14 protein-coding genes are annotated in these 15,668 nt (G+C 40.2%); 13 read left to right on the forward strand and 1 reads right to left on the reverse strand.

What is annotated here, in order from left to right; genetic code table 11:
• Positions 1-57: 57 nt before the first annotated feature.
• The 5 genes from ACIQXI_RS03430 to ACIQXI_RS03450 all read left to right on the forward strand — a co-directional run bounded on the left by ACIQXI_RS03430 (position 58) and on the right by ACIQXI_RS03450 (position 3,511).
• The gene (locus ACIQXI_RS03430) at positions 58-435 is read left to right on the forward strand and encodes a PH domain-containing protein (RefSeq protein ID WP_402921660.1); all 378 of its coding nucleotides are present in this window, start codon (positions 58-60) and stop codon (positions 433-435) included.
• Positions 436-617: 182 nt separating this feature from the next.
• Positions 618-818 (forward strand): hypothetical protein, encoded by a 201-nt coding sequence (locus ACIQXI_RS03435; RefSeq protein ID WP_402921662.1) that lies wholly within the window; start codon positions 618-620, stop codon positions 816-818.
• Positions 819-1,218: 400 nt separating this feature from the next.
• On the forward strand, positions 1,219-2,790 hold the full coding sequence (locus ACIQXI_RS03440; protein WP_402921664.1) for a flagellar assembly protein A: 1,572 nt from the start codon (positions 1,219-1,221) through the stop codon (positions 2,788-2,790).
• Positions 2,783-3,241 carry a glycerophosphodiester phosphodiesterase gene (locus tag ACIQXI_RS03445; RefSeq protein WP_402921666.1) on the forward strand — a complete coding sequence of 153 codons (459 nt, stop codon included), beginning with the start codon at positions 2,783-2,785 and terminating at the stop codon, positions 3,239-3,241. The genes ACIQXI_RS03440 and ACIQXI_RS03445 overlap by 8 nt, the downstream gene beginning before the upstream one ends.
• Positions 3,242-3,298: 57 nt before the next feature.
• Positions 3,299-3,511 carry a hypothetical protein gene (locus ACIQXI_RS03450; protein WP_402921668.1) on the forward strand — a complete coding sequence of 71 codons (213 nt, stop codon included), beginning with the start codon at positions 3,299-3,301 and terminating at the stop codon, positions 3,509-3,511.
• 61 nt (positions 3,512-3,572) lie between these two features.
• Here ACIQXI_RS03450 and ACIQXI_RS03455 read toward each other — a convergent pair whose 3' ends face one another.
• Positions 3,573-3,809, reverse strand: coding sequence for a DUF2627 domain-containing protein (locus ACIQXI_RS03455; protein WP_340823878.1), 237 nt, complete (start codon positions 3,807-3,809; stop codon positions 3,573-3,575).
• A 305-nt stretch (positions 3,810-4,114) separates the two neighbouring features.
• Here ACIQXI_RS03455 and ACIQXI_RS03460 point away from each other — a divergent pair, with 305 nt between their 5' ends.
• From ACIQXI_RS03460 to meaB, 8 genes are all read left to right on the forward strand, one after another.
• The gene (locus ACIQXI_RS03460; protein ID WP_402921669.1) at positions 4,115-5,209 is read left to right on the forward strand and encodes a Leu/Phe/Val dehydrogenase; all 1,095 of its coding nucleotides are present in this window, start codon (positions 4,115-4,117) and stop codon (positions 5,207-5,209) included.
• A gap of 263 nt (positions 5,210-5,472) precedes the next feature.
• Positions 5,473-6,900, forward strand: a complete 1,428-nt coding sequence (gene lpdA, locus ACIQXI_RS03465; RefSeq protein ID WP_402921671.1) for a dihydrolipoyl dehydrogenase — start codon at positions 5,473-5,475, stop codon at positions 6,898-6,900.
• A gap of 200 nt (positions 6,901-7,100) precedes the next feature.
• Complete coding sequence (locus ACIQXI_RS03470; protein WP_402921672.1) at positions 7,101-8,117, forward strand: thiamine pyrophosphate-dependent dehydrogenase E1 component subunit alpha; 1,017 nt, start codon at positions 7,101-7,103, stop codon at positions 8,115-8,117.
• Positions 8,117-9,100 carry an alpha-ketoacid dehydrogenase subunit beta gene (locus ACIQXI_RS03475; protein WP_402921674.1) on the forward strand — a complete coding sequence of 328 codons (984 nt, stop codon included), beginning with the start codon at positions 8,117-8,119 and terminating at the stop codon, positions 9,098-9,100. The genes ACIQXI_RS03470 and ACIQXI_RS03475 overlap by 1 nt, the downstream gene beginning before the upstream one ends.
• A gap of 142 nt (positions 9,101-9,242) precedes the next feature.
• Positions 9,243-10,577: a dihydrolipoamide acetyltransferase family protein gene (locus ACIQXI_RS03480; RefSeq protein WP_402921676.1), complete on the forward strand. Its 1,335-nt coding sequence runs from the start codon at positions 9,243-9,245 to the stop codon at positions 10,575-10,577.
• A 131-nt stretch (positions 10,578-10,708) separates the two neighbouring features.
• Positions 10,709-12,400 (forward strand): methylmalonyl-CoA mutase family protein, encoded by a 1,692-nt coding sequence (locus ACIQXI_RS03485; protein WP_402921678.1) that lies wholly within the window; start codon positions 10,709-10,711, stop codon positions 12,398-12,400.
• Positions 12,397-14,550, forward strand: a complete 2,154-nt coding sequence (scpA, locus tag ACIQXI_RS03490) for a methylmalonyl-CoA mutase (RefSeq protein WP_402921680.1) — start codon at positions 12,397-12,399, stop codon at positions 14,548-14,550. The genes ACIQXI_RS03485 and scpA overlap by 4 nt, the downstream gene beginning before the upstream one ends.
• Positions 14,550-15,641, forward strand: coding sequence for a methylmalonyl Co-A mutase-associated GTPase MeaB (gene meaB / locus ACIQXI_RS03495; protein WP_402921682.1), 1,092 nt, complete (start codon positions 14,550-14,552; stop codon positions 15,639-15,641). Before scpA ends, meaB begins: the two co-directional genes overlap by 1 nt.
• Positions 15,642-15,668: the final 27 nt, after the last annotated feature.

Below are 15,668 nucleotides of genomic sequence, written 5' to 3' on the forward strand. Positions count from 1 at the left end.
AATGACGTGAAATGGTATATATATTATATAAAGTCTTAGAAACTGGGAGGAACACAAATGGGGCTATTTGATGGATTAATGGGCAATGCAAGTGAAATCAATTTGGATAAATTGCAGGAAGAAATGCAAGAGATATTAATTGCACAAGAAACAATTCAAAGTGCGTATAAAATTATTAGAGATACCTTTATTTTTACGAATAAGCGACTGATTTTAATTGATAAACAAGGGGTAACAGGTAAGAAAACGGAATATCATTCAATTCCCTATAAGAATATTCTACATTTTGCAGTGGAAACTGCGGGCACATTTGATTATGATGCAGAACTGAAAATTTGGGTTTCAGGTAGCCCAATGCCAATTCAAAAGAACTTTAATAAATCGACGAATATTTATAAAGTACAAAGTGTATTAGCAGAATATGTACTAGGTTAGTATGTATGATGGACGGTTAACAGTTTGATTGCTGTTAATCGTTTTTATTTTTTTACAAGTTCCGCTTTATATGGCGCAAACATCAATTTAGGTTGTAAGGCGATGGGCTCAATTTATTGATAAAATAGTCGCTTTTCGCCGTCACAAGATTGATAGTATATAATTTAACAGGGTGATACTTAATGAAAAGTGTAAATTTTCAACTTGACCATCATAATGCATTAGAAATAACGCAAGTAGATGATCAGTTATTTGAGGTGCGACTTGAACTAAATGGGCGCATTTCTATTTTTTATATGACGCGTGCACAACTAGGAGCCGACCAACAAATTGAGGCTATTCATGCTCAGTTATTGACCGACTATTTTCCTGATAGTGATTGATTACGAGTCGACAAGTGGAACGTCGATTGCTGAAGATTGCATGAAACCAACCAATAGTAAAACGTCTCTTTACAATGCAAAGGAGGCGTTTCTAGTAAGCAAGACCTAAGGTGGATGGGTCGATAAGTGAATGTGGCTTTTTTATAAAGAAGGGGTATATTGCATAGTACCTAAATATTTACTGTTCGTTTAATCGTAAAAGGCATTTGCACTGTTGGCACAAAGGAAAACTTGTTTTTTTATAGTATATATCGTCTATTTTTTAGAAGAAAATTGTCTGGGTTGTATGTAGGAGTTACTGATAAAGTATGGGTATTTTCTTTAGGAGTAGTGACCATTGTCTCTAAACAAATGTAAATAGATTGTATATACTTACATATAGAGGGAAGGAGGAGGTAGCGTGATTCTAGTTCGAAATGATAACTTCGAAATATCGGAAGAAAACGGAAAGGTATTTATGCTTACATATAGTGCAGGTTTTCCTTTAAAAGAATTTGATGGTGTCTTGAGAAGTCATCCAAGACTAAAGTTATCTAATTTTTCAATTTTAAAAACTGTACTCGCGACAGAAAGCACAAGTCCTGTTGAAATTGGACGCTGGCTTCCAAATGTTGAAGCTGAAATTGCACGTGATAAAATGTCTGCCTCTATATTTATATATGAAACGCCTGATTATATTGAAAAAAATAAAGAGAAATTAACAGAACAAATTTTAGAAACACTTGCAAACCAAGGCATTATCTATGGCATTTTAGATTTTGATATTACACAGATTGAGCCAGGGAAAGCATTTTTAATTGCGCAAGGAACGTCACCTGTAGCAGGGGAAGACGCTCAAATTACATACTTACCAAAACCAGAGAGAAAGCCTGTCATTCGTGAAGATGGGAAAGCAGATTACTATGACATGAATTTTATTTCAGAAATTTCTGAAGGTTCTTGGCTTGGGGAAAAAATTCCCGCGACGATGGGCAAGCCTGGTCAAAATGTACTCGGTGAAATCATTGCGGCAGCGCCAGGACGAGATTTTCCTATTCGTTACGACAAAAAGTCAGCATACGAAGTAGAAGAGGATGGTAGAATTGTCATTCGCTCGAAAATCGCTGGTGTATTAGATGATGTTAAAGGTGCCATCGGTGTAAATCGCCATTTACCTATACATGGAGATGTAGGCGTTGAAACAGGAAATTTAGAGTTTAATGGTTCTTTAAGTATTAAAGGAACTGTTACAACAGGCTATACTGTTATTGCGACCGGCGATATTTCAATTGAAGGTGCAGAAGGTGTTAGTGGCGCGAAGCTAATTAAATCAATCGAAGGTGATGTTTATATTCGAGGCGGTATTTTTGGCTTAGGTTCAACACAAGTAGAAGCGGGTGGCAATATTTTCGTTAAGCATGTTAATGAGGCAAATTTAGTTGCGGATGACAGTATTCATATCGGCTTCTATTCGCTAGGCTCTCAACTTACTGCGCATTCAATTTATGTTGATGAGCGCAAAGGGAAAATTATTGGTGGGCGTGCAGTAGCGAAAAATACAATTGTTACAGCTATCTCTGGCAACCGTCTAGAACGTAGAACAGATTTAATTATTGAAAGCGTCAACAAGCAGGAGAGTAATGCAATAATGCATGATAAAGCAACACAGCTGAAACAATTGCAATCAGAAATTTCAGAACATGAAACGAAGATTACAAGTTTATTGCCTCTTATCAAGCAAATGTCAACACAGCAAATTGCCGCATTTGAGGAAACGAAACAAAGGTTGTCAAAATTAAAAGCAGAAGCGGCCACTATGGATCGTGAGATTAAAATAATGATGGATGATATGCGCCATGCTGGAAAAGAAGAAATTATCGTGACCAAAGAAGCCTATCCAGGAACGTATATTCAAATTGGCAAAAAGTCCTCGTTATTAAATAATATGACGAATGGTAAATTCTTGCTTGAGTTTGGTGAGCTAAATGTATAATGCATCGTTCATCCCTGTGTTTGCGCATCGAGGGGCGTCAGCTTATGCCTTAGAAAATAGTTTTAAAGCGTTTGAGAAAGCATTAGAACTAGGAGCGGATGGGATTGAATTAGATATTCAGCTTTCACAAGAAGGCGTTCCAGTTGTCTATCATGATCCACAGTTATCAAGATTAGTAGGCAGTAATAAGCTGGTAAATGAATGTTCGATAGCAGAACTACAGAACTTTAAATTAGGAAAGCCGTGGAGAAGACTTTTTTCATCCTATAGAATACCAACATTTGATGCAGTTTTAGCCTGGGCAAATCGCCATCAACTACCTCTAAATATCGAATTAAAATCAACGATTCTAGACAATAAGGATGCGTTGATTGACATGCTTCATGGACTTATTTTACCAAAGGGTAGCCATTTTTCATCATTTCATTATGAACTGTTAGAGGTCGTTTAACGTTATGCACCGCAATATGAGACAGCATTTATCGCCACCAAAAAATTAAAATGGGATTTGCTGTGTGATTATCAGGCAATCGACAGTGTTCATATGCATAAACGCTATTATAAACCTCGTTATTTAGAGGCTTGTGTAGCTAGTGCTAAAACATGTCGTTTTTATGCGATAGATGGTACTGAAAAATTTTTGACAAACCCACATCCATCGGTAATAGGGTGGATTACAGATTTTCCTGATAAAGTCCTCACTGTACAGCAACGCCAATAACTATAGAAAAATAGCTATCCAGTAAGTCAACTCGAGCAGTGACTTAATTGGATAGCTATTTTTATTTTTTTTGGAAGCGCGGAGCCACTTTTCCGTTTTTTCGATCGCGGTGCAGTAAAAAGCCTGCGAAAAAGCCAAAGCCGACAACAAAGAAAATGATGCCAACAACAAATTGTAGCCATAAAAATGGGAAAGGTGAGATGAGCTTACCGAATAGTGTATCACGCATAAATTTAATGCCACCAGCAGCCATAAGACCTGGAATAAGCATTACAATAAACGCAGCAAATCGAGCCATGCATGTCCCTCCTCATACCTAACTATAATTGTACCTTTGGATAACGGAATGTCAAGAAAGCCCTTAATTGTTAGCAATCTAGAAATAAAAAATAAGTTATGCAAAACGTAAATGCGTAACTGAATGTTTAGAAAATTCTTACTTAATAGGAAAAGTGTAATAATAGTTGCGAAATTGTGAATTTGTCAGTATTGTAAAATTAAATGGAGCGATATTATCCATTGTAAAACAGTTTTATCATTACTTTATTTTAATTGGGATGGGCATTAGGGGTTGCACTTTCCAAAGCAAAGGGGCGAGTTTTCATGGAAATCTTCAAGTATATGGAAAAGTATGATTATGAACAATTGGTATTTTGCCAAGACGAAGCATCTGGGTTAAAAGCGATTATCGCTATCCATGACACAACACTTGGGCCAGCATTAGGTGGCGCTCGTATGTGGACCTACGCGACAGAAGAAAATGCGATAGAGGATGCATTGAGACTAGCACGTGGGATGACATATAAAAACGCAGCTGCTGGTTTAAACCTTGGCGGTGGAAAAACGGTCATTATTGGTGACCCATTTAAAGATAAAAATGAAGAAATGTTCCGTGCGTTAGGGCGTTTCATTCAAGGGCTGAACGGTCGCTATATTACTGCTGAGGATGTTGGTACATCGGTAACAGATATGGATTTAATCCATGAGGAAACAAATTATGTTACAGGTATTTCACCAGCATTTGGCTCATCGGGTAATCCTTCACCGGTAACGGCTTATGGCGTTTACCGTGGCATGAAAGCAGCGGCAAAAGAAGCGTTCGGTACAGATTCACTGGAAGGTCGTACAATTTCAGTGCAAGGATTAGGAAATGTTGCTTACAAACTTTGCGAGTATTTACATAATGAAGGTGCAAAACTTGTAGTGACAGATATTAATCAAGCAGCAATTGATCGTGTTGTCAATGATTTTGGTGCTACAGCAGTAGCTCCAGAGGAAATTTACGCACAGGAAGTTGATATATTCTCACCTTGTGCTTTAGGTGCGATTATCAATGATGAAACAATTCCACAATTAAAAGCAAAAGTTATTGCTGGTTCTGCTAATAACCAACTACAAGATTCAAAACATGGTGACTATATCCATGAACTTGGCATTGTTTATGCTCCTGATTATGTGATTAACTCAGGTGGCGTTATTAATGTAGCGGATGAATTATACGGCTATAATCGTGAGCGTGCTATGAAGCGCGTCGATGGTATTTATGATAGCATCGAAAAAATCTTCGAAATTTCTAAACGAGATGGCATTCCAACTTATGTGGCGGCAAATCGTCTAGCGGAAGAACGTATTGCTCGTGTAGCTAAATCACGTAGCCAGTTTTTAAAAAATGAAAAAAATATTTTGAACGGTCGTTAATAGGTCTATTCAATCAAGAGAAGTCGCATTGTCGACTTCTTCTCTTTCATATAGAATAATAAAATCGAGACTCAAACAGTAGTCAAGAAAATATAGCGCAAAAAACTTCAAGTGAACGTGAGCAGGAGTAGCTTTCATTTCATTGTCATAAAAAGATGAAATAATAAGCCTGTAGCGATATAACGATTTCCTCGATGGGTGGCACTGTCACACATGTTGGGAAAGAGGGGCTTTCGCGCTTTTCTCATAAGGAGGAATAACATATGGCTCAAAATTATGATGTGGTGATATTAGGAGGCGGGACAGGTGGCTACGTAGCAGCCATTCGTGCAGCTCAATTAGGCCTAAAAACAGCTATAGTAGAGCGTGAACGACTTGGTGGTACTTGTCTACATAAAGGCTGTATTCCTAGTAAGGCGTTACTACGCAGTGCAGAAGTATATCGTATGGCCAATAAAAGCGCGAGTGAATTTGGTGTAGATATTTCAGGGGTGACGTTGCAATTCGATAAAGTGCAAGCACGCAAACAAGCCATTGTAGAGCAATTAAGCCAAGGTGTGAATACACTGATGAAAAAAGGTAAAATAGATGTCTATGAAGGAACAGGGCGAATTTTAGGTCCTTCTATTTTCTCGCCAATGCCAGGTACTATCTCTGTTGAGATGTTAAATGGTGAAGAAAATGAAATGCTTGTTCCAACAAATGTTGTCATTGCAACTGGTTCGAAGCCAAGAGGCATGGATGGTTTACCGGTTGACGGGCAATATATCATGAATTCAGACCATGCATTGCAGATGGAACAATTGCCAACATCTTTACTGATCGTTGGAGGCGGTGTTATCGGTATAGAATGGGCATCGATGCTTTGCGATTTTGGCGTATCTGTAACAGTCATTGAATATGGTCCATCCATTTTACCAGCAGAGGATGCAGATGTCGTAAAAGAGGTTACAAAACAGCTAGAAAATCGTGGCGTACGTATTGTGACCAATGCTAGATTAGACGTAAATAGCTACAAAACGGAAAATGATAACGTTTACATTTCTGCGAAGGTGAATGACAACGAAGAACACTTTGAGGCAGAAAAATTATTGCTTTGTGTAGGACGTGAAGCAAATATACATGGTATTGGTTTAGAAAATACCGAGATTGAAATTGCCAATGGCTTTATCCAAGTAGGTGATTCTTATCAAACGAAGGAATCACATATGTATGCTATCGGAGATGTAATAGGTGGATTGCAATTAGCACATGTCGCGTCTCATGAAGGGTTATCAGCGATTGAGCATATTGCAACTGGAAAAGTTGCACCGCTCGATGCTTTAAAGGTGCCAAAATGTGTTTATTCCTTCCCAGAAGTAGCAAGTATCGGTTTAACGGAAAGTGCTGCTCGCGAGCAAGGTTTTGCATTAAAGATTGGTAAGTTTCCATTTAAAGCGATTGGTAAGGCACTTGTGAATGGCGATTCTGATGGCTTTGTAAAGATTATTGCGGATGAAGACACGGATGACATTTTAGGTATTCATATGGTAGGACCGCATGTGACCGATTTAATAGGAGAAGCATCGTTAGCGAAATTATTAGATGCCACGCCATGGGAAATTAGTCAGGCTATCCATCCACATCCATCATTAAATGAAGTATTGGTTGAATCTGCCCTAGCAGTAGATAAACGAGCTATCCATTTTTAATGCGTGTTTCGTGGGAGAAGGGCGTTAACTATACACTACCATTCATAAAGGGTATAATCATAGGCTGAATCAAGTTATATCCTTGATAAATGAAAATGCGCTAAGGCGTAAAATACAGATTATAAAGTAAATACTAGAGTAGCTTGTGTTGTTTATAGCAGGCACTTTAGCACTTTTTCTAATGCGAGAGGGGTGTTCGTATGCAAGACGTTCAACTTAAACATGAAGATTTAGGGTTATCGAACGAAGATGTCCTTGCTATGTTCGAAACGATGTTAATGGCGAGAAGATTAGATGAGCGCATGTGGTTATTAAACCGATCAGGTAAAATTCCATTTGTTATTTCTTGTCAAGGGCAGGAGGCAGCTCAAGTGGGAGCAGCCTTCGCGCTAGATAAAGATAAAGACTATATTGCACCGTATTACCGTGATATGGGGGTTGTATTGCATTTTGGTATGACGCCTAAAGAGTTAATGCTGTCTGCTTTTGCAAAGGCTGAAGACCCGAACTCTGGCGGGCGCCAAATGCCGGGGCACTTTGGTCAAAAGAAAAATCGCATTTTGACAGGTTCTTCGCCAGTAACAACCCAAGTTCCCCATGCGGTAGGCGTGGCACTTGCGGGCCGTCTACAAAAAGAGGATTTCATTTCCTTTGTCACATTAGGAGAAGGTTCTTCTAACCAAGGTGATTTTCATGAAGGAGCGAATTTTGCAGGTGTGCATAAGTTACCAGTGATCATTATGGTAGAAAACAATCAATATGCCATTTCGGTACCGGTAGAACGCCAGTTAGGCTGTGCAAAAGTATCCGATCGTGGAATTGGTTACGGTATGCCAGGGGTTACGGTAGATGGGAAATGTCCGTTACAAGTATATAAAGTTGTCAAAGAGGCGGCTGAACGTGCTCGTAGAGGTGAAGGCCCAAGTTTAATTGAAACAGTCACATTCCGCTTAACAGCGCATTCTTCTGATGATGATGATCGTCAATATCGAACAGCTGAAGATATCGCGGAAGGTAAAGCAAAGGATCCGATTGTATCATTTGAAAAGTATTTACAAGATGCTGGCATCATGACCGAAGCACTTCGTACAGAAATTGAAGAGCGTGTTATGGCTGAGGTCAATGAAGCGACGGATTATGCAGAAGCAGCGCCGTATGCCAATCCAGAGGAAGCCTTGAAATACGTGTATGCACCAGTGGACGGAGGTGACGTGTAATGGCAGTAATGTCTTATATTGATGCGATTACATTAGCAATGAAGGAAGAAATGGAACGAGACGAACGTGTTTTCATTTTAGGAGAGGACGTTGGCCGCAAAGGCGGCGTTTTCAAAGCAACGACTGGTCTTTATGAGCAATTTGGTGAGTATCGTGTATTAGATACGCCACTTGCTGAAAGTGCCATTGCAGGGGTCGGCATTGGAGCAGCAATGTATGGGATGCGTCCAATTGCTGAAATGCAGTTTGCAGACTTTATTATGCCGGCTGTTAACCAAATTGTATCAGAGGCGGCGAAAATCCGTTATCGTTCCAATAATGACTGGACTTGTCCAATTGTCGTACGTGCTCCGTTCGGTGGTGGGATTCACGGTGCGCTTTATCATTCGCAATCTGTAGAAGCGCTATTTGCTGGAACACCAGGATTGAAAATTGTCATTCCGTCTACACCGTACGATGCCAAGGGCTTGTTAAAAGCTGCGATTCGTGATGAAGATCCGGTACTATTCTTTGAACATAAACGAGCATATCGACTAATTAAAGGGGAAGTTCCTTTAGATGATTATACATTGCCAATTGGCAAGGCGGATGTGAAGCGTGAAGGTGAAGACGTAACGGTCATTACCTATGGATTAGCTGTTCATTTCGCCTTACAAGCAGCAGAACGTTTAGCGGCAGATGGTATTTCTACGCATATTTTGGATTTACGGACAGTATATCCGTTAGACAAAGAAGCCATCATTGAAGCGGCAAGTAAAACCGGCAAAGTATTACTTGTGACGGAAGATAACAAGGAAGGTAGCATTATGAGCGAGGTTGCAGCCATTATAGCAGAGCATTGCTTATTTGACCTTGATGCGCCTATCCAACGTTTAGCTGGACCGGATGTTCCTGCGATGCCTTATGCACCGACGATGGAGAAGTTTTTCATGATTAATCCTGACAAAGTTGAACGTGCACTTAGGGATTTAGCCGCATTTTAACTTATTCTAAAAAGTCTCCTACCTCGATAATTGAACAGGCGTAAGAGACGTGAAGCCTCCGGCGGATGTCAAGGATTGTGGAAACAGCATGTAAAATCCAGGCAAAGGTTACACGAGGCGTAATTGATGGGAGGAATAAATAATGGTGATTCAACATATTACGATGCCACAGCTCGGTGAAAGTGTAACAGAAGGGACAATCGAAAAATGGCTCGTTCAACCAGGTGATACAGTCAAAAAATATGATCCATTAGCAGAAGTTGTAACGGATAAAGTAAATGCAGAAATCCCATCTTCTTTTGAAGGGGTAATTACAGAGTTACTTGCGGAAGAGGGGCAAACGCTAGCTGTAGGAGCAAATGTTTGTACAATTCAAGTTGCAGGTGATAGTGATGTGCCAGAACCAACTCCTGTTAAAAAAACAACAGTAAGTTCAGCAATTAAAAATGCTGGTATTCAAAAAAAACAAGAGTCGCCTAAGGAAACAGTTGTTGCTAGTCCATCTGAAAAACCAGTAAGACAGCAAAAAGCTCGCTACTCGCCTGCTGTACTTCGATTGGCCCAAGAGCATGATATTGCACTGGAGCAAGTTGTTGGCACAGGAGAGGGTGGTCGTATTACACGAAAAGACCTTCAGCAACTAATTGATGCAGGTACTATACCAACAGCAAAAGATGTACCATCTTCGCAGCCGGAAGCATCGACTAGTAGCCAACAAGTCACGACGTCAGAACAAGCTGCAAAACCAGCAGTATCTTCTCATAAGACGCAAGCAGGTGATGTTGAAATACCTGTTACAAATGTGCGCCGTGCCATTGCCAATAATATGGTGCGCAGTGCCCAAGAAGTGCCACATGCTTGGATGATGATGGAAGTGGATGTAACAGATTTAGTTGCCTATCGTGATAGCATTAAAACAGAGTTTAAACAAAAAGAAGGCTTTAATATTACGTATTTTGCGTTCTTTGTCAAGGCAGTTGCACAAGCTTTAAAAGAGTTCCCAATGATGAATTCTATGTGGGCGGATGATAAAATTATCCAAAAACATGACATCAATATTTCCATTGCGGTCGCAACAGATGATGCGCTGTTTGTTCCTGTTATAAAACACGCAGATGACAAGTCGATTAAAGGCATTGCGAAAGAAATTCATGAGCTTGCTCAAAAGGTGCGCGCAGGCAAACTGACAATGGACAATATTCAAGGCGGTACGTTTACAGTTAATAATACGGGAGCTTTCGGCTCTATGCAGTCAATGGGCATTATTAATTATCCGCAAGCTGCGATCCTTCAAGTGGAAAGTATTGTAAAAAAACCGGTCGTTTTACCGGGTGGAATGTTTGCAGCACGCGATATCGTCAATTTATGTTTATCTTTAGATCATCGCGTTTTAGATGGATTAGTTTGTGGTAAATTCTTAAATAGAGTAAAAGAAATACTCGAAAATACAAATAAATCTTCGACGTCAGTCTACTGATGATTTGTCGGAAACCTGTTATATAACGGTTTCCGATTTTTTTTGCTTTGCGAGTCGCAAAATGTACTGTAGAATAACAAATAGAAACTACTAAGGGGGGAAGCTGATTAAGCGTCCGCATGTCAAATAACATGAAAAATATTGAATTTGAAAAGCCTTCCTATTCAGAATGGCAAGATGCAGCAATCAAAGCTTTAAAAGGGAAACCATTCGAGTCTCTTTTAACGAAAACTATTGAAGGTATTACGTTAGAACCTCTTTACACACAAGAAAGTTTAGTAGCAAAACTAGGAGATAAGCTTGATAAACAAGTTGCCACAATTCGTTCCCTACAAAATAATCAAGTATTTCGTGTGGCACAGCAAGTTTATGCAGAAACAAGTGAAGCTTTTTTTGCCCAACTAGATGATAGTTTAGCGCGTGGTAATGAAATTGTTACTGTTGATAGCCGTGTAAGCTTTGTATGGACTGAAGAAGTATTGGCACGTTTAGCTACTTATTTCACTGAATATTCGTTTAAAATAACGGTAAAAAGTGAAAATGACCCATTACTAGCAGTATTCAACAACATCCCTGCCGAACAACGTGAAGCAGTACATGGTTTTATCCTATGTCAAAACCCTGTGAAACTTGCCGAGTGGCCAAATGTACGAACACTAAGCGCAAACACAGTGGTTTACCACAACGAAGGGGCTAATGCTGTCCAAGAATTAGCGTATGCACTTGCGCTTGCAGCAAAGTATGCGGAGCAAGAAGAAAACTTTGAAGCCTTTGCTCAAAAATTTTATGTGTCATTTGCTATGGATACGCAATTCTTCACAGAAATCGCTAAGCTCCGTGCTTTTAAAGTACTTTGGAAAGCGTTCTCATCCGCTTATGGCGTAACAGCAAATGTGAAAATCCCTACACTTGCTGAAACATCGCTTCGCAGCTTTTCGAAATTAGATGTTTACGTAAATTTACTTCGCGCTGCAAATGAAGCGCTTTCTGGAATTATTGGCGGTGCGGATGTTTTTACAGTTCACCCACATGATGCATTAACGAAGCCTACAGAACAATCTGTTCGTATTGCGCGCAATGTATCTTTAGTATTAAAAGAAGAAACGAATGTCTTAAAAATTATAGATCCTGCTGGTGGTTCATACTTTATCGAATCATTAACAGCAGACTTTGTTAAAGAAGCATGGGCATTATTTTTAGAAATTGAAGCTGCTGGTGGTATTGACGCTTATACTGCATCTGGTCAATTAGCAAAAGCATTAGAAGTATCTTACCAAGCGCGCATTAAAGCTGCACAAACGCGCAAACAATCTCTTATCGGTACGAACATTTATGCAAATCCCGCAGATGAACTGGAAAGTGAAACAAACCCACTCTTTGCAGATGTTAAGCGCATTACGATACCGTTTGAAGAATTACGCTTACAAATGACAGCTGCCAATGTAAAAACTGGCATTTTAGCATTAGGTTCTCTAAAAAGCTCAAAGCCTCGTGCTGATTTTGTCTCAGGTTTCTTGAATACGGTTGGTCTTGTACCAGAAAAAAGCGAACCAGTTGCGACAGTTGAGGAAGCGCTCACATGGTTACAAACAACTGACGTGAAATATGTTGTCATCGCAGGAAATGACGATACGACAAAAGAAATGGTACCTGCGATATTAGCTGGTAAACCTGCCCATGTTATTGTTGATGTTGCCGGTAAATTTAAAGACGAAGAAGAAGCTTGGTTAGCAAACGGCTTAAACGGCTTTATTTTCGCAGGACAGAACATTATTGAAAAATTAAATTCAGTGTTCGCAAGCATGAAGGAGGTCCAACGATGAGCAAGCCAAATTTTAATGCAATTGAAATCGAAAAAGTATTAACAGCTGAAGCACCTGCAGCGTCAGATGAAAAATTCATGACCAATGAAGGTATTGAAATTAAAGATATTTATACAAAAGAAGATATTAAGGATGCAAAACACTTACAGGATGTTGCTGGAATCGCGCCAAATACCCGTGGTCCATACCCTACCATGTATGTTGCTCGTCCTTGGACTGTTCGTCAGTATGCAGGTTTCTCTACCGCCGAAGAATCTAATGCATTTTACAAACGTAACCTTGCAATGGGTCAAAAGGGACTTTCTGTTGCCTTTGACCTAGCCACACACCGTGGCTATGACTCAGATCATCCGCGCGTAACAGGTGATGTCGGGAAAGCAGGGGTAGCCATTGACTCTGTCGAAGATATGAAGATTTTATTTGATCAAATTCCATTAGATCAAATGTCAGTATCGATGACAATGAATGGTGCAGTATTACCGGTACTTGCATTCTATATCGTAGCTGCTGAAGAACAAGGGGTCACACCAGATCAGCTTGCAGGGACAATTCAAAATGATATTTTAAAAGAATATATGGTACGTAACACTTATATTTATCCACCTGCCATGTCGATGAAAATTATTGCAGATATCTTTGAGTTTACAGCAAAGTATATGCCGAAATTCAACTCAATTTCTATTTCTGGCTATCATATTCAAGAAGCGGGCGCTACGAATGACATCGAGCTAGCCTACACATTAGCTGACGGTCTTGAGTATGTTCGTACGGGTTTAAAAGCAGGTATTGATATCGATGCCTTTGCACCACGTTTATCATTCTTCTGGGCTATTGGAATGAACTATTACATGGAAGTGGCAAAAATGCGAGCTGCGCGCCGTATTTGGGCGCAAATGATGTCTACGTTCAATCCAAAAAATCCAAAGACATTAGCATTACGTACACACTCCCAAACTTCTGGATGGTCTTTAACAGAGCAAGATCCATTCAATAACGTGACGCGTACATTAATTGAAGCCAATGCTTCTTCAATGGGGCATACGCAATCACTTCATACAAACGCATTGGACGAAGCGATTGCATTACCAACAGACTTCTCAGCACGTATCGCACGGAATACGCAGTTATTTTTACAAGAAGAAACAGCGATGACAAAGGTGATAGACCCATGGGGCGGTTCTTACTATGTTGAGAAATTAACAGATGAAATTACCCAATCTGCTTGGGCGTTAATCGAAGAAATCGAAGAACTTGGTGGAATGGCAAAAGCGATCGAAACAGGTCTTCCTAAAATGAAGGTTGAAGAAGCGGCAGCTAAACGTCAGGCGAAAATCGACTCGAAATCCGAAACGATTGTAGGTGTGAATAAATATCGTCTGGATAAAGAAGAGCCAATCGACATTCTTGATATTGACAATACACTAGTACGTCAAAAACAAATTGAGCGTTTAGATGCGATGAAGGCAGCCCGTGACGAAGCAGAAGTGCAAAAACATCTTGCGCGCTTAACGAAAGCTGCACAAGATGGAGAAGAAAATTTACTTGCTGTAGCGGTAGATGCTGCGCGTGCTCGTGCATCACTTGGTGAAATTTCTGATGCAATCGAAGTGGTCTCTGGTCGCCATAAAGCAATTATTCGTTCCATTTCTGGCGTATATTCTGCTAACTTCTCTGATGAAGAGCAAATTACAGAAGTAAAAAATATGACAGAGGAGTTCCTTGAAAATGAAGGTCGTCGTCCACGTATTTTAGTTGCCAAAATGGGACAAGACGGGCATGATCGCGGTGCAAAAGTTATTGCAACAGGCTACGCTGACTTAGGTTTTGACGTTGATATTTCACCACTCTTTATGACACCAGAAGAAACAGCGCAAATGGCTGTGGAAAATGACGTTCATTGTATTGGTGTATCGTCCTTAGCCGCAGGTCATAAAACATTAGTACCGGCACTAGTTTCTGAGCTAACAAAACTAGGCCGTGAGGATATTATCATCATTGTAGGTGGCGTAATTCCAGCACAAGATTATGAATTCCTTTATGAAGCAGGGGCTGTTGCTATTTTCGGTCCTGGTACAGTGATTCCTGTTTCCGCTATTAAAATTATTGAGGAAATTTATAAACGTTTAGGTTACGAGGAAGTGTCTAAATAATGGACAAAAACAAAGAGATGCAAGAAAGTGCTCTATTTGTCATGGGTGGCGTCGAAGCATCTCACGACGGTATGCAATATGGTGTGCCGAAAAAATTCCGAAAGAAAAAAGCAGACAAGGTGGATATACAGGAGCTTGCACGTCAAGTGCGTGCAGGCTCACGTGTACAATTGTCAAAAGCCATTACACTGATAGAAAGCTCAAATAGTACACATAAAGCACAGGCACAAGAGCTATTACAAGAGCTTTTGCCGCATACAGGCAACAGTGTCCGTATTGGCATTACGGGAGTACCTGGGGCAGGGAAAAGCTCTTTCATTGAAGCTTTCGGAACAATGTTATGTGAGATGGGTAAAAAGGTAGCAGTCCTTGCGATTGACCCGAGTTCTTCATTATCAGGAGGAAGTATTTTAGGCGATAAGACACGCATGGAAGAATTAGTGAAAAAGCCGAATGCTTTCGTTCGTCCCTCGCCGTCTGCAGGTACCCTGGGGGGTGTTCATAAAAAGACGCGCGAAACGATGCTTGTTTGTGAAGCGGCCGGTTATGATGTCATTTTAATCGAGACGGTTGGCGTTGGGCAAAGTGAAACATATGTCAGAGGTATGGTTGATTTCTTTTTACTGCTCGTATTAACAGGAGCAGGAGATGAGCTACAGGGCATGAAAAAAGGCATTATGGAATTAGCGGATGCAATTGTAGTGCACAAAGCTGATGGTGATAATGCGCGCCTGGCGAAAAAAACAGTATCCGAGTATAAGCAAATTTTGCATTTCCTTCAACCTGCAACACCTGGATGGATGTCTACAGCCATGCCGGTGAGTTCGTGGGAAAAAAAGGGTCTCGACAAAGTGTGGGATACGATTGGTGACTTTAGAAAAACGGTCGAAGCGAATCAGTACTGGTCCATACGTCGTCAAAATCAAACGAAGGATTGGTTCCAATCCATGATTACCGATCATTTAATCGATGCGTTTTATGGCAACCCAGAGCGGAAAGAACAGGTACAGTTATTAGAGCGCCAAATTTTGAATGGGCAATTAACCGTAACACAAGGTGTAGATCGTTTATTTAGCGATGAACAATGCTAGAAAGAATATACGCTTTTCTTTGAGCAT

This window comes from Lysinibacillus sp. NPDC097195 (genome assembly GCF_044762075.1).
Lineage (GTDB): Bacteria > Bacillota > Bacilli > Bacillales_A > Planococcaceae > Lysinibacillus.